We start from the raw sequence: 25,426 nt of genomic DNA, 5'->3' as shown, positions 1-25,426 counted from the left end.
GCCCGGCAGGCCCACCTTGATCATGGGTTTTGCAGCCCTCTGGAGCTTGCCCGGCGTTGTTTCTGCGCTGGAGCTGGGAGAGGGCTTTGACCTCGCGGCACTGACGACCCACGGTATTGACCCCAAGGTCTCCGACTACTTTCGCAGTGCAGCGCGCTTTCGTGAAGGCGTCCACGTGGTGGGCCTGCGGGTCAATGGAAACCCGCTTGGGCTGGTAGATGCACGTTTCGATCACGAGGGTCGATTGTGTTTTACGCCTGGGCTGCTGGAAAAAGCCGGGCTGGTAAAGCCGCGCGACATCCTCCACGAAGGCGCTACACCGGACGCGGCCTGTCATGACTTTCTCGCTGCGTTCCCGACCACAATGCTGAGGTTGCGCCCCGGTACCGAGGAAGTGACGCTGGTTGTGCCGACCCAGTCATTGCGTGCGCCGCAGTGGGAGGCCGGGCCCTTTTCCACGGGCGGCGCAGCCGCGCTGTTCAACTATGACGTGCTGGGTCTGGACAGTCATTCGCGCAGTGGGCCCAGCCGGTTCATCTCGGCCTACACCGAGGCAGGCTTCAACCTTGACGATTGGGTGGTCCGCAGCCGCCAGTTCTATGTGTCCGACAACGGCAAGACCCGCACCGAACACCTTTACGCGTTTGCCCAGCGGGATATTGCTGCGTTGCAGTCGACGTTCCAGGTCGGCCAGATCTCCAGCCATAACCCGTTGTTTGGCGGGGTCCAGTTGTCGGGGCTGCAGTTTTACCCCGATGGCCAATCGCGTGCCGCTGCGGGCGGCAACCATGCGGTGGTTGAAGGGCTCGCCCAGAGCCAGTCGCGGGTTGAAGTGCGCCAGTCCGGTGCGTTGATCTACAGCACGTTGGTGCCTGAAGGCCCGTTCAGGCTTGCGGGGTTGCCGCTGCTCAATGACACCAGTGACCTGGACGTCAGCGTGATCGATGTGCGCGGTGTCAGGCGCAGCTTCGTGGTGCCGGCGGCTTCGTTCGCGGGGGCTGGTCCGGCGGCGCCTGGTTATTATTTCTCGGTTGGCAAGTTGCGCAAAAACACCCTCGAAGAGGGGCCATCACCGCGGGTCGCCATGGCCAGCGGCACATGGGGGCTGGGGCGCGACTCGTCGGCGGGCTTTGGCTTGTTGAGCGCCGATGACTATGGGTCGGCGGGCGGCACCCTGAACAGCGTGTTTGTGCAGCGGGTTTCCGTGGGGGCGCGTCACAACTTGTCGCGAGACAGCAAAAACGCAGTGTCCGGGTCGCGCAGCAGCGTCTCCGTGAGCAGCCCGGTGCTGCCCAATGTTGACGTCAACCTCAGTGCGACCACCCAGACCCAGGGTTATCGTGAGGTCACTGAAGCCGGCCGCGTCTCCCGGCCCGACGAATTGGGTTCGCGCTTCAAGAACCAGTACACGGCAGGCATGAGCTGGGCCGACCCCACGCTGGGGGTGTTCTCGCTGGGTTATACCCGCAGCGCCCAATTTGACGGGCGAACGAGCGAGCATGTGTTCACCTCGTGGAACAAGTCATTCAGCCGCGCCGATGTCGCGTTCATTGCCGACTCGCAAGTGGGCGGCACTCGGTCTGATCGTGACGTCACGCGTGCCGGCAACCGGCGCGAACGGGCGCTGGACAACGATTTGTCCGTGCGGTTGCAGGTCAGCGTGCCATTGGGTGGGGAGCGTCGTGTGCACAGTTACACCAGTCGTCGCGGTGATCAGTTCACCGCCGGCACGTCGCTCAGCGAACGGGTCAACGAGTATGTGAATTACGAAGTGGGCGTCGAGCGCGACCTCAAGGCCCGGCAGGCATCGGTGCGCGGGCAGGTGGACCTGCTGCCTCGTTATACCCGGGTCGGCCTGGGTGTCAGCCGCGACCCGCAGGGCACCAGTTACACCGGGCAGCTGCAAGGCGGCGTGGTGGCTCACGCAGGCGGGCTGACCTTTTCGCCTTACCCCGTGCAGGACACCTTTGGCATCGTCTCTGTCGGGGATATCGGCGCGGCAAAAGTCCAGACCCCCCAAGGCCCGGTGTGGACCGATTTCAGCGGGCAAGCCGTGATCGCAGGCCTGCCGGCTTATACCAACAGCCGGGTCGAGGTGCAGACCCCGTCCTTGCCCAGGCGCGTCGACCTGAAAAACGGCACACAGGTGCTCACGGCGGGCCGTGGATCCTTCAATGCCGTGGATTTCGATGTGGTGAAAGTGCGCCGTATTTTGCTCACCGCAAAGGATCAGCATGGCCGGCCATTGCCTCAAGGTGCCTCGGTGTTCGGCACGGGCGATCGCTTCGTGACCAGCGTGGTGGGCGAGGGCATGGTGTTCCTCAATGACGTCAATGAGGCGCAAAGCCTGCGTGTTTCATTGCCGGACGCTTCTACCTGCCTGCTACGCATTGACCTCAAGAGCCGACCCGACAATGACAAGTTCTATGAAACCACCTCGGCGGTGTGCCATGGCCGTTAAGCTTAAAAGCGTGCCTTTGGTAATGCTCTGCGCACTGCTCGCGACGCCTGATGCCCGGGCTGAAAATTGCCGGTTATCGGTGAGTCAGCCGCGCATAGACTACGGCGCTATTCGCAGAGAGGCGCTTGTTGAAAGCACGTCCATGGCGCTCGGCACTCGCTCGTTGAGCGTGAATGTGCTGTGTGCTGAGCCCGCGGCAATTGCGTTGCGTTTTGTCGGCGTGGCGGCCGATGGCGAGAGCTTTCGTTTCGGGCGCCAGGGGCGTTTGCGCCTGAACCTCAAACACGCGCGTTTAGATGGGCAAGCCGTCGGCTGGGCGCCCGCGCACTCAGCCGGCGAGACGGTCAGCGGGCACTTGTTGCCCGGCCAGACGTTGATAGCGCGAGTGGCCGGGGGGCCGAGGGCGGGGCGTCAATTCACGGCTCAGGTCGATATCGACACCGACCTGGCTGCCGACGCCTTCCAGGTGCGTAGCGAGACGCACCTTGAAGGGCAGGGCAGTTTCGAATTGGTCAGCCCGGTTGTTCCACTGAGCCAATGAAGTTGGCGAATTCCGGCGTTTTTGGGTTGGCGAACAATGTCTTGGGGTCGCCCACCTCATGCACTTTGCCTTGGTGCATGAACACCAGTTTGTCGCCGACTTCCCGGGCGAAGCGCATTTCGTGGGTCACCATGATCAGGGTCATGCCGTCGTTGGCCAGTTGACGCACCACGCTGAGCACTTCATTGACCAGTTCAGGGTCCAGGGCCGAGGTGATTTCGTCGCACAGCAGCACCTTGGGTGACATGGCCAGTGCACGCGCAATGGCGACGCGCTGTTGCTGGCCACCGGACAGGCGATCCGGGAAGGCGTCGAACTTCTCGCCCAGCCCGACGCGCTCCAGCATCTGCCTGGCAAGCTGTGCGGCTTTGGCCTTGGGCACTTTCTGCACCACTTGCGGCGCGAGCATGACGTTTTCGCCCACCGTCAGGTGCGGGAACAGGTTGAACTGCTGGAACACCATGCCGACTTTCTGCCGCAGGCTGCGCAGGTCGGCGCGCGCGGCATCGAGGTATTCGCCATCGACTTCGATCACACCGTCGTTGATCGATTCCAGGCCATTGAGGGTACGCAGCAAGGTGGACTTGCCCGAGCCGCTACGGCCGATGATCGCCACCACCTGGCCCTCTTCCACGGTCAGGTCGATGCCTTTGAGTACGTGGTGATCGCCGTAATACTTATGCAGGGCGGAAATTCTAAGCAGAGGCATGCAGTCTCCTTTCCAGGTAGCGGGCACTGAGGGACAAGGGGTAGCAGAGCAGGAAGTAACCGAGGGCCACCAGTCCGTAGACCATAAAGGGTTCGAAGGTGGCGTTGGCGAGCATGCCGCCGGTCTTGGTCAGTTCGGTAAAGCCGATGATCGACGTCACGGCGGTGCCTTTGACCACCTGCACCGAGAACCCCACGGTGGGTGCCACGGCAATCCGCAGCGCTTGGGGCAGGATCACGTAGCGCAGTTGTTCAAGCGGGTTGAGCGCCAGGCTGGCCGACGCTTCCCATTGCCCATGGGCGATGGATTCGACGCAGCCGCGCCAGATCTCGGCCAGGTAGGCGCTGGTAAACAGGGTCAAGGCGATTGCCGCTGCCAGCCAGGGCGAAATATCCACACCCAGCAGGGCAATGCCGAAAAACACCAGGAACAGCTGCATCAACAGCGGCGTGCCCTGGAACAGTTCGATGTAGGTGCGCGCAACATTGCGCGCGAAGGCTTTGCGGCTGATGCGCATGGTCATCACCAGCAAACCGATCAGGCCGCCGCCGACAAACGCCACCAGCGACAGCAACAGAGTCCATTGCAGGCCAACAGCCAGGTTGCGCACGATGTCCCAGAACGAAAAATCACTCATCGGCTGTTCCTCATCACAAACCGCCGGCCAATCCAGTTGAGCAACTGGCGAATCATCAACGCCATGCACAGGTACACCAGCGTGGTCAGTGCGTAGGTTTCAAAGGCGCGGAAGTTGCGCGACTGAATAAAGTTGGCGGCAAAGCTCAGCTCTTCGGTGGCGATCTGCGAACACACGGCCGAGCCGAGCATCACGATGATGATCTGGCTGCTCAGGGCCGGCCACACCTTGCCCAGCGCCGGCAGCAGCACCACGTGGCGGAACGCTTCGAAACGCGTCATTGCCAGTGCGGCGGCGGCTTCCAGCTGGCCGCGAGGGATGGCCTGGATGCCGGCGCGAATGATCTCGGTCGAGTAGGCCCCCAGGTTGATCACCATCGCCAGCACGGCGGCTTGCCATTCGGTTATTTTCAGCCCCAGCGAGGGCAGGCCAAAGAAGATGAAGAACAGCTGCACCAGAAACGGCGTGTTGCGGATCAACTCGACATACACACCGAAGAACCACGCAAACGGCTGGATCTTCCACGCCCGCACCACGGCGCCGACGGTGCCCAGGGCCACCCCGAGGATCGCGCCGATGGCCGTCAGCTCAAGCGTGAACAGCGCACCGCGCAACAGCAGGTCGGTGTTGGCGAGCACAGGCATAAAGTCAAATTGATACGCCATGAATCAGCTCCGTCGCTTTAAAGGTCGGCGGGCAGCGGCTCTTTAAGCCACTGCATCGCATTTTTCTCCAGGCTGCCGTCGGCTTTGGCCGCTACCAGGATCTGGTTGACCTTCTCCAGCAGCGCCGGCTCGTTCTTGTTCACGCCCACGTAGACCGGCGAGTCCTTGAGTTTCACTTTCAGCGCCGGCACGCGTTTCGGGTTGCGCTCGCTGATGGCCACCATCACCACGTTGCCACTGGCGATCAGGTCGACCTGGCCGGCCAGGTAGGCGGCGATGGTCGAGTTGTTATCTTCGAAGCGCTTGATCGTGGCTTCCTTGGGCGCTACGGCGGTCAACTCGATGTCTTCGATGGCGCCGCGGGTCACGCTGATGGTCTTGCCCTTGAGGTCGTCAGTGGTGCTGATCGGCGCATCAGGCGGACCAAACACTGCCAGGTAGAAGGGCGCATAGGCCTTGGAGAAATCGATGACTTTTTCCCGCTCGGCGTTTTTGCCCAGGCTGGAAATCACCAGGTCGACCTTGCCGGTGGTGAGGAATGGAATGCGGTTGGTGCTGTTGACCGGCGTCAGCTCCAGCTTGACCTTGAGCTGGTCAGCCAGCAGCTTGGCGGTGTCGATGTCCAGGCCGCGGGGCTTCATGTCCGGACCGACCGAGCCGAATGGCGGGAAGTCTTGAGGCACGGCGACCTTGAGGGTGCCACGGGCGACGATGTCGTCCAGACCATTGGCCTGGGCGGGTGCCTGGCTCAGCATCAGGCTGGCAAACAGGGCAGTGAGCAGGGCGCTGTAGCGCTTGGTCATGGCGACTCTCCGAAAAGGGCGAAGGGATTTTCTGATTTTGCTCAGTGCACAGCCCATGCCATCACTGCTGGTATCGCCTGCAAGGCCGGGATTTGTTGAGGTGCGGTGGTCTTACTGGTCTGAACAGTGCGTGAGCTTTTCGCACCTTTTTCGAGCGCCGATAAAAGCCCGCGAGCCCCTTTGGGGCGTGGCTTGCCGCCGGCTGCGAATAGCTTTACAACTAGCCGCTCAGTTGTCTGGAACTATGAGTTTTATATGAATTCCATCGCCCAAGCCGTACCGGAAGCGGCCCTGCAGGCCATCCGCAAACTGATCAAGGAGCAGGGCTTTGCAGCGGGCGATGCGTTGCCCTCACAGCGCGACCTGGCGGTGCAGTTGGGCGTGAGTCGGGCATCGCTGCGCGAGGCGTTGTCGTCCTTGAGTGCGCTGGGCGTGGTCAGCGTGCAGCCGGGCAAGGGTGTGTTCGTGCAAGAGGTGCAGGAGGCGCCGGGTTTTGCCTGGCCCTTTGCCGCTCAGGCCACACCGCTGGATATCTTCCAGTTGCGCTATGCGCTGGAGGGTTTTGCCGCCGGGCTGGCGGCCGTAACGTTGAGCATCGATGAGTTGGACGGCCTGGAAGACAATGTCGAGGCGATGCGCAAGGTGCTCAAGGCCGGCGATTTTGAAGCCGCCGCCCGGCTCGACTTCGAATTTCACCAGCGGATTCTGCTGGCCAGTGGTAATCAGGCGATGGTGAGCATCCTGAGTGCCAGCGCCGAGGTGTTTCTGGAGAGCCAGAAACTACCGTTCATCCGGCCGGAACGGGCCATGGAAACTTGGCAGGAGCACCGCAAGATCCTGCGCGCACTGGCGCGGCGCGCCAGTGCGCAAGCCCAGAGAACCATGCAGGAACACGTACGCAATGCGGCATTGCGCACTGGCATTGCCTTCGTGACTCCCGTGACACCGTAAGTTGAGCTATACCCAAACTCATGCGTCACCATAGCAAGAGTCAATCAGAGGCGGCTTCCTGAACGGGGGAAGGGCGGCTATGATGGGCCACGTTTTTTTTGCTTACAATCCGGAGACATCCATGAGCAACGATCTTATCAAGCACGTCACCGACGCGAACTTTGAGGAACAAGTACTCAAGGCTCAAGGCCCGGTCCTGGTTGACTACTGGGCTGAATGGTGCGGCCCTTGCAAAATGATCGCCCCTGTTCTGGACGACATTGCAACCACCTACGACGGCAAGCTGACCATCGCCAAGCTGAACATCGACGATAACCAGGAGACTCCGGCCAAGCACGGCGTGCGTGGTATTCCGACCCTGATGCTGTTCAAGAACGGCAACGTCGAAGCCACTAAAGTAGGCGCGCTGTCCAAGTCCCAGCTGCAAGCTTTCCTCGACGCGAACATTTAAGCGTCGTCAAAAAAGCCCCGCAAATTGCGGGGCTTTTTCGTGAAACAGGGCTAGACGCTCCGAAACTCAGGTGGTACATTCGGCCCCGCACTGGTTTCTCCACTGCCCCCTGCAAGCCGTCGCCGACGCATTCCTTTTCGATTAGTACGCGATCCTGTCGCCTTCTCTGCGGCGCGGCCTCATTAAGCCAAAAGCTTAATTTCCCCCCTCCATAAATGATTACGTCATTCCTATATGAATCTGACTGAACTCAAGCAAAAGCCGATTACCGACCTGCTCCAATTGGCCGAAGAAATGGGCATAGAAAATATGGCCCGTTCGCGCAAGCAGGACGTGATTTTCTCCCTGCTCAAAAAGCACGCGAAAAGCGGCGAGGAAATCTCCGGTGATGGCGTGCTGGAGATTCTCCAGGACGGCTTCGGCTTCCTCCGCTCTGCAGACGCTTCCTATCTTGCCGGCCCAGACGACATCTATGTCTCGCCGAGCCAGATCCGTCGCTTCAACTTGCGCACCGGTGACACCATCGTTGGCAAGATCCGCCCTCCTAAGGAAGGCGAGCGTTATTTCGCCCTGCTCAAGGTCGACACGATCAACTTCGACCGTCCCGAGAACGCGAAAAACAAGATTCTCTTCGAGAACCTGACCCCGCTGTTCCCGACTGTGCGCATGAAGATGGAAGCCGGTAACGGTTCCACCGAAGACTTGACCGGTCGTGTCATCGACCTGTGCGCCCCGATCGGTAAAGGCCAGCGCGGTCTGATCGTCGCACCGCCGAAAGCCGGTAAGACCATCATGCTGCAGAACATTGCAGCGAACATCGCTCGTAACAACCCGGAAGTTCACCTGATCGTGTTGCTGATCGATGAGCGTCCGGAAGAAGTAACCGAAATGCAGCGCACTGTGCGCGGCGAAGTGGTTGCCTCCACGTTCGACGAGCCGCCAACCCGCCACGTGCAGGTTGCCGAAATGGTGATCGAGAAGGCCAAGCGCCTGGTCGAACACAAGAAAGACGTGGTGATCCTGCTCGACTCCATCACCCGTCTGGCCCGTGCCTACAACACCGTGATCCCAAGCTCCGGCAAAGTGCTCACCGGTGGTGTCGATGCCCACGCCCTGGAGAAACCAAAACGTTTCTTCGGTGCTGCGCGGAACATCGAAGAAGGCGGCTCGCTGACCATTATCGCCACCGCGCTGGTTGAAACCGGCTCGAAGATGGACGAAGTGATCTACGAAGAGTTCAAGGGTACCGGCAACATGGAACTGCCGCTTGACCGTCGTATCGCTGAGAAGCGTGTGTTCCCTGCGATCAACATCAACCGCTCCGGCACCCGCCGCGAAGAGTTGCTGACCGCCGACGACGAACTGCAGCGCATGTGGATCCTGCGCAAGCTGCTGCACCCGATGGACGAAGTCGCCGCCATCGAGTTCCTGATCGACAAGCTGAAAACCACCAAGACCAACGACGAGTTCTTCCTGTCGATGAAGCGTAAGTAACACGACGCTCCAGGTCCGAAAAAATGGCGCCCTTCGGGGCGCCATTTTTTTGTGTTGAGAAAGAGAGCTTTGCAGGACAATAGTGTCAGTTAAGAAACAAAAAAACTGAGTGCGGCTACGCTCATTCCCATTCGAATCAGGCTGACCTACGATTTATGACCGCTCTTGCTTACCGAAGGGACATTGACGGCCTGCGTGCCATCGCTGTCCTGGCTGTTGTGCTGTTCCATTTTGGAGTACCAGGCGTCACTGGCGGCTTTGTTGGCGTTGATGTGTTCTTTGTGATTTCAGGGTTTCTGATCACTTCGATTATCTGGCGCGAGCGTGAAGCCGGGCGTTTCAGTTTTCTCGATTTCTGGGCTCGCCGGGCCCGGCGCATCCTGCCGGCACTGGTCGTCATGATGTTCGTGTCATTGGTGGTTGGCTGGTTTTTGATGGCGCCCAAGGACTATTCAGAGCTGGGACGCTCGATTCACAACCAAGTGATCTTCATCTCCAACCTCTTCTTTATGCGTCAGGACGGCTATTTCGATACAGCCTCCGATATGAAGCCGATGCTGCACACCTGGTCGCTTTCGGTTGAAGAGCAGTTCTACATCGGTTTCCCACTCTTGCTGGCGCTGCTGTCGAGCCGGCTCAAGCAATGGCGTGGTGCCTTGTTTGTGCTGATGCTCGCCTCATTTGCTGCCAGCGTGTGGGCGGTGTCCCGAGAACCGGACAAGGCCTTTTTCCTGCTGCCGATGCGGGCCTGGGAGTTGTTGGCGGGCTCCATGCTGGCGGTAATGCCGGCGCGGGCGCAGCGCGCAAGCCCGATGCTGGCGCAGACCGTCAGCTTGATCGGCCTGGGAATGATTCTGGTGGCGGTACTGGGTTATGACGCCAGCACCGCCTTTCCAGGGGTTGCAGCGCTGTTGCCGGTAGTGGGTGTGGTGGGGCTTATTTGGGCCAACGGTCAGCACAGCACACTGGTAGGCCGGTTGTTGGGTAGCCGTGTGCTGGTGGGTGTAGGGCTGATTTCCTATTCCTGGTACCTGTGGCACTGGCCGGTGCTGGTGTTTGGCAAGTACGCCAGCATTTTCGGCCTGGCACCTGTGGAGGTTGCGGGCCTGTTTTTCCTGAGCCTGTTACTGGGCTATGGGTCCTGGCGATTCGTTGAGGGGCCCTTTCGCGAGCGGCGTCTGTTGGCGGGCAATCGGGCAATCCTGGCCGCGGGCGTCATGGCGCTCGTCAGCCTCGGCCTGATCGGCAAGAGCCTGGTGTGGTCGGATGGTTTTGCGTGGCGGCTGCCGCCTCAGGCGCTGCAATTTGCCCAGGCGTACACCTGGAGTCCCACGCTTATGAACTGTTTGTCGGACGACAAGAAAAACAAGCACCGTGAGTTATGCCATTTTGGTCCGCAGGCGGCCACGGCCAAGGCGCTGGTCTGGGGCGACAGCCATGCCTCGGCGTTGATTCCGGCATTGAGCGATGCTTCAAAACAGTACGACTTCAGCATCACCCAGGCGGGCTACGCCGGTTGCCTGCCGTTCTACCGCAAAGAAAACACCCCAGGGTGCGGGGCGTTCAACGAGCGCGTTACGCAGTTGCTCAAGCGCGAGCCCTTCAGTGATGTGGTGCTGGTGGCGCGCTGGAGCCTCTACGTGTATGGGCAGCGCTCCGGTGATACCGGTGCGTCGATCCATGACCCGGCGACGGGGAAATATGACCGCGCCGTGGCTGAGCAGCTATTCAGCGAGGGTTTGAATACCTTGGTGCAGCAATTACGCGCCGGTGGTCATCGTGTATGGCTGGTCAAGGAAGTGCCGCTGCAGGAATTCAATGTGCCGTACCGGCTTAGCCGTTTGGCCATGTTGGGGCGCCCGACCGACCGCGAAGGCTTGCCCCTGGCCGAACACCTGCAGCGCCAAACCTTCATCAGCGGTGTCTTTGAGCAGATCGCAGCGGCCGATCCAGGTGTTCAACTACTGGACCCGGCGCCGAAGCTGTGCGACACCAATGGGTGGTGTCGCGTCGAACTCGGCGGCCAGTCGCTGTATACCGATGACAACCACCTCTCAAGCGTGGGCACGCGGTATGTGGAAGGGTTCCTGGAGCCGTTCTTCCGCACCCTGCGCCAGGCCTCGGTGCAAACAGATGTAAGCCGCAATGATGTGCAATAAGCTGCCAGCGCTCGTAAGAGCAGGTAGGATGTACGCCTATTTTACGAGTGGCATGGTTAATGAAATTCAAGGATCTTCGGGATTTCGTGCAGCAACTTGAGCAGCGCGGAGAGTTGAAACGTATCCAGGTGCCGATTTCCCCGGTGCTGGAAATGACTGAGATTTGCGACCGTACCCTGCGTAACAAGGGCCCGGCGCTGCTGTTCGAAAACCCGACCGGCTTTGATATTCCGGTGCTCGGCAACCTGTTCGGCACGCCCGACCGTGTTGCCTTTGGCATGGGCGCCGAGTCGGTCAGCGAGCTGCGCGAGATCGGCAAGCTGCTGGCCTTCCTCAAGGAGCCCGAGCCACCCAAGGGCCTCAAGGATGCCTGGTCGAAGCTGCCGATCTTCCGCAAGATCATCGCCATGGCGCCCAAGGTGGTCAAAGACGCCGTGTGCCAGGAAGTGGTCATCGAAGGCGATGACGTCGACCTCGGCATGCTGCCTGTGCAGACCTGCTGGCCGGGCGACGTCGGCCCGCTGATCACATGGGGCCTGACCGTCACCAAAGGCCCGAACAAAGACCGCCAGAACCTCGGCATCTACCGTCAGCAGGTGATCGGCCGCAACAAGGTGATCATGCGCTGGCTGAGCCACCGTGGCGGCGCACTGGACTTTCGTGAGTGGTGCGAAAAACACCCAGGCAAGCCGTTCCCGGTTTCCGTGGCCCTGGGCGCTGACCCGGCGACCATTCTCGGCGCCGTCACGCCAGTGCCCGACAGCCTCTCTGAATATGCCTTCGCCGGCTTGCTGCGCGGTAACCGTACCGAACTGGTGAAGTGCCGCGGCAACGACCTGCAAGTGCCGGCCACCGCCGAAATCATCCTTGAAGGCGTGATTCATCCGGGCGAAATGGCCGATGAAGGCCCTTACGGCGACCATACCGGCTACTACAACGAAGTCGACAGCTTCCCGGTGTTCACCGTCGAGCGCATTACCCATCGGATCAAACCGATCTACCACAGCACCTACACCGGCCGTCCGCCGGATGAGCCGGCCATCCTGGGCGTGGCGCTCAACGAAGTGTTTGTGCCGATCCTGCAGAAGCAATTCCCGGAAATCACCGACTTCTACCTGCCGCCGGAAGGCTGCTCGTACCGCATGGCCATCGTGACGATGAAGAAGTCGTACCCGGGCCACGCCAAGCGGGTAATGCTCGGTGTGTGGTCGTTTTTGCGACAGTTCATGTACACCAAGTTCGTTATTGTCACCGACGACGACATCAATGCCCGGGACTGGAACGACGTGATCTGGGCCATCACCACGCGCATGGACCCCAAGCGCGACACGGTGATGATCGACAACACGCCGATCGACTACCTCGACTTCGCATCGCCAGTGTCAGGCCTGGGCTCGAAAATGGGCCTGGATGCCACCCACAAATGGCCGGGTGAAACGACCCGCGAATGGGGCCGGGTAATCGTCAAGGATGACGCCGTGACCGCGCGTGTCGATGCAATCTGGAAAGAATTGGGAATAGATTGATGCGTGTAACCCTGCAACCTTCCGGCGCTGTACTGGAACTGGTCCCTGGCGAGCGGATCCTCGAAGGTGCGCGCCGCCTGGGCTACGAGTGCCCGCAAGCCTGTCGCAATGGCGTGTGCCATGTGTGCGCGGCGCTGCTGGTAGAAGGGCGGGTACAGCAAGCCGGCGAGGTGCGCGACCATGGTGAGTTCTACACCTGCATCGCCGAGCCGCTGGAAGATTGCGTTGTGTTGTGGGATGGCGTGCTGGCGCCGGGAGAGTTGCCGTTGCGCAAGTTGTCGTGCCAATTGAGTGAGTGCGTGGAAGTCGGTGGCGATGTATGGCGCGTGCGCCTGCGGGCTCCGGCCGGCAAGCCGGTGCGTTACCACGCCGGGCAATACCTGATGATCGAGCGGGAGAATGGCGAGAAGTCGGCGTTTTCTTTGGCCTCGGCGCCCCACGCCGGGCGTGAGCTGGAATTGCATGTGCTGGCCCGTGAGGACAGCGCGCGTAACCTGCTCGAACAGTTGCAGCGTAATCAGATGGCTCGCATCGAATTGCCGTTTGGCGACACCCACCTGGCTGAACTGCCGGACGGGCCGCTGGTATTGATCGCCGCCGGCACCGGCATGGCGCAGATGCACAGCCTGATCGAGCATTGCCGCGCCTCTGGCTTCAAGCACCCGGTGCACCTGTACTGGGGCGTGCGCCGCCCGGAAGACTTCTACGAAATCGAGCACTGGGACCAGTGGCTGAAACTGCCCAACCTGTTCCTGCACAAAGTGGTCAGCGACCTCTGTGGTTGGGAAGGCCGTTGCGGCCTCCTGCATGAAGCGGTGTGTGAAGACATCAGCGACCTTAAAGCCGTGCATGTCTACGCCAGTGGCTCGCCGGCGATGATCTACGGCACGCTGGATGCGCTGGTTGAAGCGGGTATGGATGCGCACCAGATGCGCGCCGATGTGTTCGCCTACGCACCGCGCCCTTAAAAGCGCACGCCGGTGGTGACCATCGCGGCATTAAAGCCCAGTAACACCAGCTCTGCTGCTACCGGCCCATAGTGGGCACCCACGGACGGGATGATCACCGGCGCAACGCCGAAACGGTTCAACGGGATCTTGTCGCGGTACTCGCCGCGATAGCCCTGCAATAACCCGCCCGTGAGTTTCACATACACCGGATAGTCGGCCATGTCATAGCGCTTGCCTGCATAGGCGTAGTAAGCGCGTTGGCTGAACGAATTGCGAAATGTCGCCGCGCCATACACAAAACCTGACGCCTCATTGCGCTCCAGGCCGATCAGGTCCTGGTTGTTGTTGTGCTTAGGGTCGGGCGCGAAATGCCGGGTGTAGACGCTGGTCTGCGCGTACCAGAACCCCTTGTTTTCATCAGCCGGCGGTACTTCGGCCGCCAGTGCGGTGGTGGCCTGGGCCAGGAACAACAGGCTGGGCAATCGAAACTTCTTCATGGGTGCGACCTCGATAGGCGGTTGGACGGCTAAGTGGGTCGTGCTGTGCGCTATTTTGAGGGCTTGGCGCGTTGTCAGGCTGAACCGCGGCTGAAATTACCGGGATTGCTGGCCCCAATCCTGATGAACAGGTGCGGCGCTTATGCTTTTGCTTATGCTTTAAAGGTATTTAATTTGTTACATAAATATCATTAAGCTATATCTCAACGGACTACCGACTATCTGCCAATAACCAATAACTGACCGCCACCGCCCGCCAGCCGGATCGATCGTAGGAACTCAGAGCATGACGTTCTGATGTTTGATTCTGAGGGGAGCGGTATGGGGAGCTACAAGAAACACGCGCTGTACACAGCGATTTTGTCGGCCAATTTGCTGACTGCTGTGGGATTCAATCCCGTCATGGCTGCGCAGACAGCGACCACCGACGCACCAAAACTCGACACCGTCATCGTCACCGGCACTCGCGCCCAAGAGCGCACGGCCAGTGCTTCGCTGTCGCCCATTGATGTGATTTCCGGCGACAGCCTGCGCAGCACCGGCTCCGATGAGCTGGGCGCTGTGTTGGCGCGCCTGATTCCGTCGATCAACTTCCCGCGTCCGAGCCTGGTGGACGGCGCCGAACTGGTGCGCCCTGCGCAACTGCGCGGTCTGTCGCCGGATCAAGTGCTGGTGCTGGTCAATGGCAAACGCCGCCACACCAGCGCCTTCGTCAACCTTGGCGGGGCGGTGGGGCGTGGCTCGGCGCCGGCGGATTTGAATGCGATCCCGTTGTCGGCAGTCGACCACATCGAAGTGCTGCGTGACGGCGCGTCAGCGCGTTATGGCTCTGACGCGATCGCCGGCGTGATCAACGTGATCCTCAAGCACGACGACCACGGCGGTTCGATCTCGACCAAGTTCGGCGAATACAAAAAGGGTGATGGCATCCAGCGCAATGTCAGCGGCAATACCGGGTTTGCCTTGGGCGACAATGGCTTTATCAATGTCTCGGGCGAAAGTGCCGACAACGATTACACCAACCGCGCCGGCGACGACTTCCGTCCAGGCAGCATCGGTTCCACCACGTATGGCCAGCGCGTGTTCCGTCAGGGCGAACCGGCCACCAATGAAGGCAAATTCCAGTTCAACTCGGAATATTCCTTCAACGATGCAGCCGAGTTCTACACCTTCGGCGGCTACAGCAAGCGTCGCGGCGAGACGGCGGCGTTCTACCGGGCGAGCAATGCGTCCAATAACATCCCGGCGCTGAACCCTAATGGTTATCTGCCGTTGATCAAAGGCAACCTGGAAGACACCTCATTGGTCGTCGGCCTGCGCGGCTTGCTGGCTTACGACTGGCATTACGACCTGTCGGCCAACTACGGCAAGAACCAGTACGAGCTGAGCACCGAAACCATCAACACCTCACTGGGCCTGGCCACGCCGCGCAAGTTCGACAACGGCACCCTGAGCAATGACCAGAAGCAAGTCAGCCTGGACCTGTCGCGCGAATTCGACGTGGGCTTCCTGCCGTACCCGGTGTCGGTGGCGTTTGGCGGCGAGTACCTGCGCCAGGGCTATGAAATCGAAGCCGGAGAACCTGCGTCCTACTATCAAAGCGGCAGCTCGGGCCTGGGTGGTTTTCGTGATGCCGACGCCGGCAGCAGCGCGCGGCATAGCTGGGCGCAGTACCTGGACCTGGAAACCAACTTCACCGAAAAACTCAGCGCCTCGGCCGCCGTGCGTCATGAGGACTACAGCGACTTTGGGTCCAACGTCAGCGGTTCGCTGTCGGCCCGTTATGACTTCACCCCGCAAGTGGCCTTGCGTGGCAGCATCTCGAACGGCTTTCGCGCACCTTCCCTGGCCCAGCAGAACTTTGCCTACACCTCGTCCCAGTTGATCGGTAACACCATTCAGGAAGCCGGCACGTTCCCGGCCAACAGCCAGGTGGCCCGCCTGCTTGGCGCCGAAGACCTGAAAGCCGAGAAGTCGCGCAACTACAGCCTTGGCCTGGTGCTGGAGCCTGCCGATGACTTGACCGTGACGCTCGACGTGTACCGGATCGATATCCGCGATCGCATCAGCCTGTCGTCCAACCTCAATCTCAACCCGGCCACCATCGCCTACCTGCAAGCCAATGGGGTAGGCAATATCAACTACACCAGCGCCCGTTACTTCACCAACGCCACCGACACCAGCACCGACGGCGTCGATCTGGTGGCCAACTATCGCTACCCGTTCGATAACGGCATCCGCTGGAACAGCACCGTGGGCTACAACTACAACCACACCAAAGTGACCGACGTGAAGCCTAACCCGGCGATTCTGGACAGCCTGGGCGCCAACCTGGTGCGGGTGGACCGTCGTGAGCGCATCGGTTTGCTCGGCGACACCACGCCTCAGCACAAACTGAGCCTGGGTAACGATTTCACCTATGGCCATTGGGCGCTGCACAGCAACCTGGTTCGCTACGGTGAATTCACCAGTTATCAGGCGGACAAGGTCAACGACCAGACCTTCAAGGCCGCCTGGGTGTTGGACCTGTCGGCGGACTACAAGCTCAAGAACTGGACCTTCACCCTGGGCGGCGACAACGTCACCGATAAATACCCGGAAAAGGTCAACGCTTACGCCAGCAGTGGCGGCAACCTCGCCTATAGCACTTTTTCGCCGTACGGTTACAGCGGCGCGTTTTATTACGGTAAAGTTGCTTACAACTGGTAACAGCTTATTTGAGTGATAAAGGAGACCTAAGCGATCCGCCATGACCGTTATTGAAACCGATCTTTTGCAATTGGCTTACCCTCCGCGGCTCGATCTGGGGCCGCAACTGACTCACGAGCAATTAATGAGTTCGATGCAGGCCACCATGGCCAAGCACAAGGGTGGGCCGGTCTGGCTGTTCGCTTATGGTTCGCTGATCTGGCGCCCCGAATGCTCGTCGACCCAGCGCATGCGCGCACGGGTTCACGGCTATCACCGGGGTTTGTACCTGTGGTCACACGAGCATCGGGGTACGCCGGAGTTGCCGGGGTTGGTGTTCGGACTGGATCGCGGCGGCTCATGCAGCGGGTTTGCCTACCGCTTGCCGGAGGATCAGCTGGAGGCCTCGCTTTACGCCCTGTGGCAGCGCGAGATGCCGTATCCCTCATACCGGCCGCACTGGCTCAGCTGCCGTCTGGAAGATGGCAGTCAGGTACAAGCGTTGGGGTTTGTGTTGGAGCGGCATTTGCCCAGTTATGCCGGCAACTTGCCCGATATCGTGCTCAATCACGTACTGGAAAGCGCTTGCGGGCGTTACGGCACCACGCGCGATTATGTCGAGCAGACCGTTAACGCCCTGCGTAGCCACGCCATGCCAGATAAAAATCTGGAGGCGCGGCTCAAGCGTTGTGCAAGGGATTGCTCAGGCGGTTAACGCGCTGCGCTGACGCTGTTGGTGTGCCACAGCGTTGGGATCAGGAAGGCAATCGCCAACAGACACGCGCCTACCAGCAACACAAAACCGCCGTCCCAGCCGAAATGGTCCACGGTGTAGCCCATGGCCGCACTCGCTGCCACTGAACCGCCCAGGTAACCGAACAAGCCCGTGAAACCCGCAGCGGTGCCCGCAGCTTTTTTCGGCGCCAGTTCCAGCGCCTGCAGGCCGATCAGCATCACCGGGCCGTAAATCAGGAAGCCGATGGAGAACAGCGCGATCATGTCGATCATCGGGTTGCCTGGCGGGTTGAGCCAGTAAACCAGGGTCGCCACGGTGACCAATGCCATGAACACGATGCCGGTCAGGCCGCGGTTGCCACGGAAGATCTTGTCCGACATCCAGCCGCACAGCAGCGTGCCCGGAATACCCGCCCACTCGTAGAAGAAGTATGCCCACGAGGTTTTATCCACGTCGAAGTGCTTGGCTTCCTTGAGGTACGTTGGCGCCCAGTCCAATACGCCGTAGCGCAGCAGGTAGACGAAGACGTTGGCGAAGGCGATGTACCACAGCATTTTGTTGCGCAGCACGTACTTGACGAAGATTTCCTTGGCGCTGAATTCGTCTTCGTGGCTGGCGTCGTAGCCTTCCGGGTAGTCGTTTTTGTATGCCTCGATTGGCGGCAGGCCGACCGATTGCGGGGTGTCACGCATGGTGATGAAGGCAAACGCCGCCACCAGCAATGCCACGGTCGCCGGCACATAGAACGCTGCGTGCCAGTCGTTGAACCAGGCCATGCCCAGCAGGAACAGCGGGCCGATCAGGCCACCGCCGACGTTGTGCGCCACGTTCCATACCGACACCACGCCGCCGCGTTCTTTCTGCGACCACCAGTGCACCATGGTGCGTCCGCTCGGCGGCCAGCCCATGCCCTGAGCCCAGCCGTTGATGAACAGCAAAATGAACATCATGGTCACGCTGGACGTGGCCCAAGGCGCGAAACCGAAAATGAACATCACCCCGGCCGATATCAGCAGCCCGAAGGGCAGGAAATAGCGTGGGTTGGAGCGGTCGGACACCAGGCCCATGAGGAATTTGGACAAGCCGTAGGCAATCGCAATCGCCGACATCGCCAGGCCCAGCTCACCACGGGTGTAACCCTCGTCGATCAGGTACGGCATGGCCAGCGAGAAGTTTTTGCGCAGCAGGTAGTAACCGGCGTAACCAAAGAAAATACCGGCGAAGATCTGCCAGCGCAGCCGTCGGTAGGTACTGTCTATTTTTTCTTCAGGCAGAGGCGCCTGGTGTGCGGCAGGACGAAAGAAAGCAAACATTCAAGAGCTCCAAATTTCTTGTTTTGACTGCGGATGCGAATGTTACAGTTTCGTTACCGAAAATAGCATCGCCTCTTATCTGCAAACACAGGAAATCGGAGCTATTGCATGTTCTCTTATGAACATGTCGCTAATAGGTAAGTGTGGGTCGTGATTGCGTTCTGCAGAACGATGGGAATCCAAATGTGGGAGCGGGCTTGCCCGCGAAAGCGCTGGGTCAGTCAGAACATGTATCGCTGACAGACCGCCTTCGCGAGCAAGCCCGCTCCCACATTGACTGCGTTTCAGATCAGTCAGCGGGTCTGGACGACGACCTTGCCCACCGCCTTGCGCTGCCCCAGATCATTGATCGCCTGGGCAGCCTGCTCCAGCGGATACACCTGCGACACCAGCGGCTTCAACTTGCCCTCGGCGTACCAGGTGAACAGTTGCTGGAAATTCGCCGCATTGTCCTGCGGCTGGCGCTGGGCAAACGAACCCCAGAACACCCCGACCACCGACGCACCTTTGAGCAGCGCCAGGTTCACCGGCAGCTCGGGAATACGCCCACTGGCAAAACCCACCACCAACAGGCGGCCGTTCCAGGCGATGCCGCGAACGGCCTGGTCAAACAGATCGCCGCCCACCGGGTCGTAGATCACATCGACACCGTTGCCGTCGGTCAGGCGCTTGATCTCATCCTTGAGGCTGGCTTCGCTGTAGTTGATCAACTCGTCTGCACCGGCCGCCTTGGCCACGGCGAGTTTGTCGGCGCTGCTGGCGGCGGCGATCACGCGGGCACCCATGGCCTTGCCGATTTCCACGGCGGCCAGGCCCACGCCGCCAGACGCGCCGAGCACCAACAGGGTTTCGCCGGGCTGCAGGTTGGCCCGTTGTTTCAAGGCATGCATCGAGGTGCCGTAAGTCATGCTGAACGCGGCCGCGACGTTGAAATCCATGCTCGGCGGGATCGGCAGCACGTTGTAGCCGGGGACCGCGACCTGCTCGGCAAAGCTGCCCCAGCCGGTCAGCGCCATGACCCGGTCGCCGACTTTCAAATGGCTGACCTTCTCGCCCACTTCACTGATCACGCCCGCCGCTTCGCCACCCGGCGAGAACGGGAAGGGCGGCTTGAACTGGTATTTGCCCTCGATGATCAAGGTGTCCGGGAAATTGACCCCGGCCGCGTGCACGTCCAGCAGGATTTCGTTCTTCTTGATCGTGGGGCTTGCGATCTCTTCCAGCACCAGGGTTTCGGCGGGGCCGAAGGCTTTGCACAGCACAGCTTTCATCGGACTATTCCTTTTGGCGTCATGGCCGATAAGTGTAGGAGGGTACGCCCGTGGGTCAACGAGCATGCCCAGGCCTGATAAGTCGCCATAAGCTTGTGCTCAGCCTTGCTAGCGTTATGCTACCCGGCAACCGAATTTGAGGAATGAACTGTGAAAGCGTGGATCCTGTTGATGCTCGCCCTGACCTTGCCGATGGCAGCCCAGGCCGAAGAAGCGAAAGAAGGCGAGGCACCGAAGGTCAGCTACATCAGCCTGACGCCGCCGTTCGTGGGCAACTATGGCCTGGACGGCTCCGCAAAGCTCAAGGTGTTCAAGGCCGACATTGCCCTGCGCGTGACCGGGCCTGAAGCCGCCGCTGCGGTCAAAGCCAACGATGCGTTGATTCGTAACCAACTGGTGGCGTTGTTCACCCAGCAGACCAACGAGGCCATGAGCACCGTTGAGGGCAAGGAAAAGCTGCGCCAGGAAGCCCTCAAGCAAACCCAGCAAGTGATGAACGACGAGACCGGCAAACCGGTGGTGGAAGACCTGTTGTTCAACAACTTGATCATCCAGTAACGGTTCCATGTGGCGAGCGGGCGTGTCGTGGCAAGCAGGTTTGTCGTGGCGAGCGGGCTTGCCCCGCGTTGGGTGGCGAAGCCGCCCCCAACCATACGACTCGGTACACCTGAACCAATGCGCTGACTTTGAAGGGAGCTGCTGCGCAGCCCAACGCGGGGGCAAGCCCGCTCGCCACAACACGCCCGCTCGCCACAATTAAGAGGCCAGGCTCTTTCTGAACCGTGCCAGTGCCACTGCAAAAAACACTAACCCAATCCCCGCCAGCGCCAGCACATCCGGCCACACCACGCTCACGCCTGCGTCCCTGAACAGAATCGCCGCGCTCAAACTCACAAAGTGTGTCGACGGCGATCCCTGCATCACCCATTGCAACCACTCGGGCATGCTGTCCAACGGCGTACTGCCGCCCGACAGCAACAGCATCGGGATGATCACCGGAATCGCCAGCAGCCCGAACTGCGGCGTCGAACGGGCGAGAGTGGCGAGGAATATCCCCAGCGCGGTGCTCGCAAACAAATACAGCGCCGTCACAAACAGAAACAGGCTCAAGGAGCCGGCCAACGGCACGCCGAGCAGGCCTTTGACCACCAGCTCCAGCGACAGCCACGTGCACAGCACCACCACCAGCATGTTGCTCCAGATTTTTGCCAGCATGATTTCCAGCGCGGTCAGCGGCAGCACCAGCAAATGGTCGAGGGTGCCGTGCTCGCGTTCGCGCAGCAGCGCGGTGCCGGTCAGCACAATCGCGAGGATGGTGATGTTGTTGACGATCTGGATCACCGCCAGAAACCAGCCGCCTTCCAGGTTGGTATTGAAAAGCGCGCGGGTGGTCAGCAGTGCAGGCGCCTTTTGGCTGGCGTCGGTTTGGCCGCTGTAGTTGAGCAATTCGCGCTGAAAAATCCTGCCGATGTAACCTGCGCCCATAAACGCCTGGCTCATCGCCGTGGCATCCACGTTGACCTGCACACCTGGCTGGCGCCCGGCCAGCAGGTCGGCCTGGAAATTGGCCGGCACGTTGATCACGAATGTGTACTCGCCGCTGTCCATGACCTTGTCCAGCTGGTCGTAGGCCAGCGGCGCAGGCGGCTGGAATTCGGGCGGTTGCAACGCCTCGGCCATTCGCCGCGAGAGCGCACTGTGGTCTTCATCGACAAAGGCCACGCTGGCGTTGTGCACGCCAATCACCGAACCGGCGGCGGGCATGTAGATCGCGACTGTAAAGGCGTAGGCCAGAAACAGCAGCAATACGCTGTCATGGCGCAGGCTGGTCAATTCCTTGAAGCCCAGGCGCAGGATATGAGCGAGCTTGTGCATCAGGCCTCCTGCTTCTTGAGCATGATCAGGCTCAGGCCGGTGAACCCGACAAAAAACCCGAACAGCGCCAGGCATTGCGGCCACAACTGGCGCAGGTCGAGGGCCTTGGTGAAGGTGCCCACGGCGATATCCAGAAAGTGCCCGGCCGGAAACAGCATGCCCATCAGCGCGGCCGCGCCCTCCAGGGATGAGCGCGGCACGATCAGCCCGGAGAACTGGATGGTCGGCAGGCTGGTGATGATCATGGTGCCCAGGATTGCCGCGATCTGCGTGCGTGTGAACGCCGAAATCAGCAAGCCCATGCTGGTGGTGGCCAACACATACAACAGGCCGCCGAATGCCAGCGCCAGGCCGCTGCCCTTGAACGGCACGCCGAACAACCAACGGTTCATGGCCACCAGTAACGCCAGGTTGACCAGGCTAACGGCCAGGTACGGCGCCTGCTTGCCCAGCAGAAATTCCAGTCGGGTCAGGGGCGTGGCATAGAAATTGGTGATCGAGCCCAGCTCTTTTTCGCGCACGATGCCCAGCGCGGTGAGCATCGCCGGGATAAACGCCAGGATCAGCGCCATCACGCCGGGGCCAATGGCATTCACGCTGACCACGTCCTGGTTGTAGCGAAAGCGCGTTTCCAGCTTGGCCGCGGCTTGAGTGCTGCGGGGCAGGCTGCTCAGGTCGGCCAGTTGCTGGAGGTTGCCTTGGTGTACCGCTTCCACGTAATTACGGCTGGTTTCCGCGCGAAACGGCATGCCGCCGTCAATCCACGCCGCCACGGTGGGTTGGCGGCCGGCGTAGAGGTCACGGCCAAAGCCGGGCGGGATTTCCAGGGCGAGTTTGATTTCCGAACGTTGCAGGCGCCGATGCAGTTCGTTGGCATCGCGAATGGGCGCCTGTTCGGCGAAATAGCGCGAGCTGCGGAAGGCTTCCAGGTAGGCGCGGCTTTGCGGGGTCTGGTCCTGGTCATAGACGGCGAAGGCGAGGTTTTCCACGTCCAGGGAAATGCCGTAGCCGAAGATCACCATCATGAACATCGCCCCGAGCAGGGCAAAGGCCATGCGCACTTTGTCGCGCAGTAGCTCTTTGCCTTCGCGGCTGGCCACGGCCAACAGCCGAGAAAGACTGAAACCACGTTTGCTCACGGGCGGCGCACTGGTTTCGCTGACGGTGCTGCTGGGTGCTGCGCGTTCGGGAGCGCCTTGAGCTTGCTCCAGACAGGTGACGAACGCGGCTTCCAGGGTGTCGCCGTGAAATTGCTGTTGCAGGGCGTCGGGTGTGTCACATGCCAGCACTTTACCCGCGTGCATCAGAGAGATGCGGTCGCAGCGCTGGGCTTCGTTCATGAAATGGGTGGACAGGAAGATCGTCACGCCTTGTTCGCGGGACAGCTCGATGAGCAGTCGCCAGAAGTCATCCCGCGCCGCCGGGTCGACGCCCGAGGTGGGCTCATCGAGGATCAGCACTTCCGGGCGATGCAGCACCGCCACGGCCAATGACAAGCGCTGGCGCAGGCCAAGGGGCAATTCGCCGGAAGGCTGCTCGGCCACCTCGCCGAGGTCGAAGCGCTGAATCAACTCATCGATACGCGGGCCGCTGTCGGCCTTGGGCAAATCGAATAGCTGCGCGTGCAACACCAGGTTCTGGCGAACGCTGAGTTCGCCGTACAGCGAGAAACTTTGCGACATGAACCCAACGCGCTTGCGGGTCGCCAGGTCCTTGGCATTCACCGGGTTGCCGAGCAGCGTGGCACTGCCCTCGGTGGCCGGCATCAGCCCGGTGAGGACTTTCATGGTGGTGGTCTTGCCGCAGCCGTTGGAGCCGAGAAAGCCGAAAATCTCACCGCGACCAATCGCGAAGCTGACCTTGTTTACCGCCGTGAAATCACCAAAGCGCAGGGTCAGGTCGTGGGCTTCGATGGCGATATCGGTGTTGCCGCTTTCGCGCGGCGGGATCACCAACGGCTGATTGTTGTGGGCGCTGTCGCCCTGGAAATGGGTAAAGGCTTCATCGAGTTTGCCGCTGGGTGTCGCGGCTGCCAGTTCGCGGCTCAGGCCATCGGCGATGAGTTTGCCGCGGTCGAGCATCAGGCAATGTTCGAACTGCTCGGCTTCTTCCATGTAGGCCGTAGCCACCAGCAGCGTCAGTTGCGGGCGCTCGCTGCGCACGCTTTCGACCAGTTCCCAAAAGCGTCGGCGCGACAGCGGGTCGACGCCGGTGGTGGGCTCGTCGAGGATCAACAGGTCCGGGTCGTGGATCAGTGCACAGCACAGGCCGAGTTTCTGTTTCATGCCGCCGGACAACTTGCCGGCCGGGCGCTCGGCGAAGCGTGCAAGGTCGGTGGCCAGCAGCAGGTTGTGCATGCGCTGTTCGCAATCGCCTTTCGACAGGCCGAACAGTGTGGCGAAGAAGCGGATGTTCTCGCTGATGGACAATTCCGGATACAGGTTGCCACCCAGGCCTTGGGGCATGAAGGCAATACGCGGGTACAGGCTGTTGCGGTGGCGGCGATCCTCGATGGAGCCGCCGAGCACTTCGAGCTGCCCGTCTTGAAGTTTTTTAACCCCGGCGATCAACCCCAGCAAGCTCGATTTGCCCGCGCCGTCCGGACCGATCAACCCGCAGCGCGTGCCGGCGGGCAGGCTGAAGGCAATGTCGACCAGTGCCTGTTGCTTGCCGTAGCGATGGTTGATGCCCGTGGCGTGCAGCGCCAGGCCGGTCATTGCAGGTTGGCCGGCCAGTCGATATCCGCCGTGCGCACGTAGCCGGCGCCGGGCATGCCCGGTTTGGCTTGCGGTACGGCACTGGGTTGGGTCAGGCGCAGTTTGACGCGAAACACCAGCTTCTGGCGTTCGTCGCGGGTTTCCACTTCCTTGGGCGTGAACTGCGATTTAGCCGCGACAAAGCTGATTTTGGCCGGCAGCGGTTGTTGGGGCAGGGCGTCGAGCAGAATGCGCGCGTCACTGCCGACGGTCAGGCGACCGGTGACAGAGGCAGGCAGGTAGAGGTTCATGTACTGGTCATTCGGATCGATCAGCAGCAACACGCGACCGCCCGCGCCGAGCACTTCACCTGGCTCGGCCAGGCGCAATTGGATAATGCCGTCGATGGGCGCGCGCAGGCTGCTGTCGTCGATTTCGCTGGTGAGCTGCGCAACCTGGGCCTGTGCGGCGCCGATGGCAGCCTTCACCGAGTTGACCTGGGCTTGCGCGGCGATCACCGCGGCATTACCGGTGTTCTGGCGTGCTTGTTGTTGGTCAATCAACTGGCTGCTGGCGAAGCCGCGCTTGTACAGCTCCTGGGTGCGCTTGAGTTCCTGATTGGCCAGCAGTTGCTCGCTTTGGCGCAACTGCACGTTGGCCTGGGCGGCGGCGAAGTTTTCTTTGGTGCGCAGCACTTCGGCTTCGGCCTGGGCGCGCTGGGCTTCGAGGGTGCGTGTGTCCATGCGCGCGAGCAATTGGCCCTTGAGCACTTTGTCGCCTTCATCCACGCGCACTTCGGCCAGGCGCCCTGGGATCTTGGCGGCGATCTGTACTTCGGTGGACTCCAGGCGGCCATTGCCCATGCTCAAGCCTTCGGGCAGGCGGTCCTGGGTCGATCGCCAGTAACCGAAGCCGCCTGCGCCCAGTAACAGGACGATCAGGGCGATGGCGAAAAGGCGCGACATATGATGGTTCGTAGACATGGCTGCATCCTGCGGCATTA

The 25,426-nt window shown here is 60.8% G+C and carries 21 protein-coding genes; 11 read left to right on the top strand and 10 right to left on the bottom strand.

Annotated features, from left to right (window positions below):
- Window positions 1-22: 22 nt before the first annotated feature.
- Window positions 23-2,461, top strand: coding sequence for a fimbria/pilus outer membrane usher protein (locus tag AACU78_RS08485; RefSeq protein ID WP_256586887.1), 2,439 nt, complete (start codon window positions 23-25; stop codon window positions 2,459-2,461).
- 142 nt (window positions 2,462-2,603) lie between these two features.
- A complete protein-coding gene (locus tag AACU78_RS08480) occupies window positions 2,604-3,002 on the top strand; it encodes a hypothetical protein (RefSeq protein WP_339382646.1) in 399 nt (132 codons plus the stop codon).
- On the opposite strand, the gene AACU78_RS08475 is transcribed toward AACU78_RS08480, so the two are convergent.
- The 4 genes from AACU78_RS08475 to AACU78_RS08460 are packed head-to-tail and all read right to left on the bottom strand — an operon-like array spanning window position 2,974 to window position 5,816.
- Window positions 2,974-3,711 carry an amino acid ABC transporter ATP-binding protein gene (locus AACU78_RS08475; RefSeq protein WP_106575793.1) on the bottom strand — a complete coding sequence of 246 codons (738 nt, stop codon included), beginning with the start codon at window positions 3,709-3,711 and terminating at the stop codon, window positions 2,974-2,976. The two genes, AACU78_RS08480 and AACU78_RS08475, sit on opposite strands and share 29 nt — an antisense overlap.
- Window positions 3,698-4,348 (bottom strand): amino acid ABC transporter permease, encoded by a 651-nt coding sequence (locus AACU78_RS08470; protein ID WP_106575792.1) that lies wholly within the window; start codon window positions 4,346-4,348, stop codon window positions 3,698-3,700. The genes AACU78_RS08475 and AACU78_RS08470 overlap by 14 nt, the downstream gene beginning before the upstream one ends.
- Complete coding sequence (locus AACU78_RS08465) at window positions 4,345-5,013, bottom strand: amino acid ABC transporter permease (RefSeq protein WP_064454658.1); 669 nt, start codon at window positions 5,011-5,013, stop codon at window positions 4,345-4,347. The genes AACU78_RS08470 and AACU78_RS08465 overlap by 4 nt, the downstream gene beginning before the upstream one ends.
- A 17-nt stretch (window positions 5,014-5,030) precedes the next feature.
- On the bottom strand, window positions 5,031-5,816 hold the full coding sequence (locus AACU78_RS08460; protein ID WP_106575791.1) for a transporter substrate-binding domain-containing protein: 786 nt from the start codon (window positions 5,814-5,816) through the stop codon (window positions 5,031-5,033).
- A gap of 255 nt (window positions 5,817-6,071) precedes the next feature.
- Here AACU78_RS08460 and AACU78_RS08455 point away from each other — a divergent pair, with 255 nt between their 5' ends.
- The 6 genes from AACU78_RS08455 to AACU78_RS08430 all read left to right on the top strand — a co-directional run bounded on the left by AACU78_RS08455 (window position 6,072) and on the right by AACU78_RS08430 (window position 13,365).
- The gene (locus AACU78_RS08455; protein WP_106575790.1) at window positions 6,072-6,767 is read left to right on the top strand and encodes a FadR/GntR family transcriptional regulator; all 696 of its coding nucleotides are present in this window, start codon (window positions 6,072-6,074) and stop codon (window positions 6,765-6,767) included.
- Window positions 6,768-6,888: 121 nt separating this feature from the next.
- Complete coding sequence (gene trxA / locus AACU78_RS08450; RefSeq protein ID WP_106575789.1) at window positions 6,889-7,218, top strand: thioredoxin TrxA; 330 nt, start codon at window positions 6,889-6,891, stop codon at window positions 7,216-7,218.
- 234 nt (window positions 7,219-7,452) lie between these two features.
- Window positions 7,453-8,712: a transcription termination factor Rho gene (gene rho, locus AACU78_RS08445; protein ID WP_003176825.1), complete on the top strand. Its 1,260-nt coding sequence runs from the start codon at window positions 7,453-7,455 to the stop codon at window positions 8,710-8,712.
- A gap of 155 nt (window positions 8,713-8,867) precedes the next feature.
- A complete protein-coding gene (locus AACU78_RS08440; RefSeq protein WP_106575788.1) occupies window positions 8,868-10,871 on the top strand; it encodes an acyltransferase family protein in 2,004 nt (667 codons plus the stop codon).
- 59 nt (window positions 10,872-10,930) lie between these two features.
- Window positions 10,931-12,397 carry a 4-hydroxy-3-polyprenylbenzoate decarboxylase gene (gene ubiD, locus AACU78_RS08435; protein WP_106575787.1) on the top strand — a complete coding sequence of 489 codons (1,467 nt, stop codon included), beginning with the start codon at window positions 10,931-10,933 and terminating at the stop codon, window positions 12,395-12,397.
- The gene (locus AACU78_RS08430) at window positions 12,397-13,365 is read left to right on the top strand and encodes a CDP-6-deoxy-delta-3,4-glucoseen reductase (RefSeq protein ID WP_106575786.1); all 969 of its coding nucleotides are present in this window, start codon (window positions 12,397-12,399) and stop codon (window positions 13,363-13,365) included. Before ubiD ends, AACU78_RS08430 begins: the two co-directional genes overlap by 1 nt.
- On the opposite strand, the gene AACU78_RS08425 is transcribed toward AACU78_RS08430, so the two are convergent.
- Window positions 13,362-13,844: a sn-glycerol-3-phosphate transporter gene (locus AACU78_RS08425; protein WP_106575785.1), complete on the bottom strand. Its 483-nt coding sequence runs from the start codon at window positions 13,842-13,844 to the stop codon at window positions 13,362-13,364. The two genes, AACU78_RS08430 and AACU78_RS08425, sit on opposite strands and share 4 nt — an antisense overlap.
- Before the next feature lie 321 nt (window positions 13,845-14,165).
- Between AACU78_RS08425 and AACU78_RS08420 the strand changes: the two genes are divergently transcribed.
- A complete protein-coding gene (locus AACU78_RS08420) occupies window positions 14,166-16,553 on the top strand; it encodes a TonB-dependent receptor plug domain-containing protein (RefSeq protein WP_106575784.1) in 2,388 nt (795 codons plus the stop codon).
- 40 nt (window positions 16,554-16,593) lie between these two features.
- Window positions 16,594-17,247 carry a gamma-glutamylcyclotransferase gene (locus AACU78_RS08415; protein ID WP_106575783.1) on the top strand — a complete coding sequence of 218 codons (654 nt, stop codon included), beginning with the start codon at window positions 16,594-16,596 and terminating at the stop codon, window positions 17,245-17,247.
- On the opposite strand, the gene glpT is transcribed toward AACU78_RS08415, so the two are convergent.
- Entirely contained in the window at window positions 17,244-18,581 is a 1,338-nt protein-coding gene (glpT, locus tag AACU78_RS08410; protein ID WP_106575782.1) for a glycerol-3-phosphate transporter, read from the bottom strand. The two genes, AACU78_RS08415 and glpT, sit on opposite strands and share 4 nt — an antisense overlap.
- 293 nt (window positions 18,582-18,874) lie before the next feature.
- Window positions 18,875-19,852 carry an NADPH:quinone oxidoreductase family protein gene (locus AACU78_RS08405; RefSeq protein ID WP_106575781.1) on the bottom strand — a complete coding sequence of 326 codons (978 nt, stop codon included), beginning with the start codon at window positions 19,850-19,852 and terminating at the stop codon, window positions 18,875-18,877.
- 150 nt (window positions 19,853-20,002) lie between these two features.
- Here AACU78_RS08405 and AACU78_RS08400 point away from each other — a divergent pair, with 150 nt between their 5' ends.
- Window positions 20,003-20,410 (top strand): flagellar basal body-associated protein FliL, encoded by a 408-nt coding sequence (locus tag AACU78_RS08400; RefSeq protein ID WP_106575780.1) that lies wholly within the window; start codon window positions 20,003-20,005, stop codon window positions 20,408-20,410.
- 198 nt (window positions 20,411-20,608) lie between these two features.
- On the opposite strand, the gene AACU78_RS08395 is transcribed toward AACU78_RS08400, so the two are convergent.
- The 3 genes from AACU78_RS08395 to AACU78_RS08385 are packed head-to-tail and all read right to left on the bottom strand — an operon-like array spanning window position 20,609 to window position 25,406.
- Window positions 20,609-21,727 (bottom strand): ABC transporter permease, encoded by a 1,119-nt coding sequence (locus AACU78_RS08395; RefSeq protein ID WP_106575779.1) that lies wholly within the window; start codon window positions 21,725-21,727, stop codon window positions 20,609-20,611.
- Window positions 21,727-24,444, bottom strand: coding sequence for a ribosome-associated ATPase/putative transporter RbbA (gene rbbA / locus AACU78_RS08390; protein WP_106575778.1), 2,718 nt, complete (start codon window positions 24,442-24,444; stop codon window positions 21,727-21,729). The genes AACU78_RS08395 and rbbA overlap by 1 nt, the downstream gene beginning before the upstream one ends.
- Window positions 24,441-25,406, bottom strand: a complete 966-nt coding sequence (locus AACU78_RS08385; protein ID WP_106575777.1) for an HlyD family secretion protein — start codon at window positions 25,404-25,406, stop codon at window positions 24,441-24,443. The genes rbbA and AACU78_RS08385 overlap by 4 nt, the downstream gene beginning before the upstream one ends.
- Window positions 25,407-25,426 lie beyond the last annotated feature (20 nt).

This window comes from Pseudomonas sp. R9.37, assembly GCF_963878885.1.
GTDB lineage: Bacteria > Pseudomonadota > Gammaproteobacteria > Pseudomonadales > Pseudomonadaceae > Aquipseudomonas.
This window is presented reverse-complemented; position numbering and strand designations above follow the sequence as displayed.

Coding starts and splice junctions, on each gene's coding strand:
- AACU78_RS08395 (WP_106575779.1), bottom strand. CDS start 21,727: ATGCACAAGCTCGCTCATATCCTGCGCCTGGGCTTCAAGGAATTGACC.
- ubiD (WP_106575787.1), top strand. CDS start 10,931: ATGAAATTCAAGGATCTTCGGGATTTCGTGCAGCAACTTGAGCAGCGC.
- rho (WP_003176825.1), top strand. CDS start 7,453: ATGAATCTGACTGAACTCAAGCAAAAGCCGATTACCGACCTGCTCCAA.
- AACU78_RS08415 (WP_106575783.1), top strand. CDS start 16,594: ATGACCGTTATTGAAACCGATCTTTTGCAATTGGCTTACCCTCCGCGG.
- AACU78_RS08460 (WP_106575791.1), bottom strand. CDS start 5,816: ATGACCAAGCGCTACAGCGCCCTGCTCACTGCCCTGTTTGCCAGCCTG.
- AACU78_RS08405 (WP_106575781.1), bottom strand. CDS start 19,852: ATGAAAGCTGTGCTGTGCAAAGCCTTCGGCCCCGCCGAAACCCTGGTG.
- AACU78_RS08385 (WP_106575777.1), bottom strand. CDS start 25,406: ATGTCTACGAACCATCATATGTCGCGCCTTTTCGCCATCGCCCTGATC.
- AACU78_RS08480 (WP_339382646.1), top strand. CDS start 2,604: ATGGCGCTCGGCACTCGCTCGTTGAGCGTGAATGTGCTGTGTGCTGAG.
- rbbA (WP_106575778.1), bottom strand. CDS start 24,444: ATGACCGGCCTGGCGCTGCACGCCACGGGCATCAACCATCGCTACGGC.
- AACU78_RS08420 (WP_106575784.1), top strand. CDS start 14,166: ATGGGGAGCTACAAGAAACACGCGCTGTACACAGCGATTTTGTCGGCC.
- AACU78_RS08455 (WP_106575790.1), top strand. CDS start 6,072: ATGAATTCCATCGCCCAAGCCGTACCGGAAGCGGCCCTGCAGGCCATC.
- trxA (WP_106575789.1), top strand. CDS start 6,889: ATGAGCAACGATCTTATCAAGCACGTCACCGACGCGAACTTTGAGGAA.
- glpT (WP_106575782.1), bottom strand. CDS start 18,581: ATGTTTGCTTTCTTTCGTCCTGCCGCACACCAGGCGCCTCTGCCTGAA.
- AACU78_RS08430 (WP_106575786.1), top strand. CDS start 12,397: ATGCGTGTAACCCTGCAACCTTCCGGCGCTGTACTGGAACTGGTCCCT.
- AACU78_RS08485 (WP_256586887.1), top strand. CDS start 23: ATGGGTTTTGCAGCCCTCTGGAGCTTGCCCGGCGTTGTTTCTGCGCTG.
- AACU78_RS08475 (WP_106575793.1), bottom strand. CDS start 3,711: ATGCCTCTGCTTAGAATTTCCGCCCTGCATAAGTATTACGGCGATCAC.
- AACU78_RS08470 (WP_106575792.1), bottom strand. CDS start 4,348: ATGAGTGATTTTTCGTTCTGGGACATCGTGCGCAACCTGGCTGTTGGC.
- AACU78_RS08440 (WP_106575788.1), top strand. CDS start 8,868: ATGACCGCTCTTGCTTACCGAAGGGACATTGACGGCCTGCGTGCCATC.
- AACU78_RS08425 (WP_106575785.1), bottom strand. CDS start 13,844: ATGAAGAAGTTTCGATTGCCCAGCCTGTTGTTCCTGGCCCAGGCCACC.
- AACU78_RS08465 (WP_064454658.1), bottom strand. CDS start 5,013: ATGGCGTATCAATTTGACTTTATGCCTGTGCTCGCCAACACCGACCTG.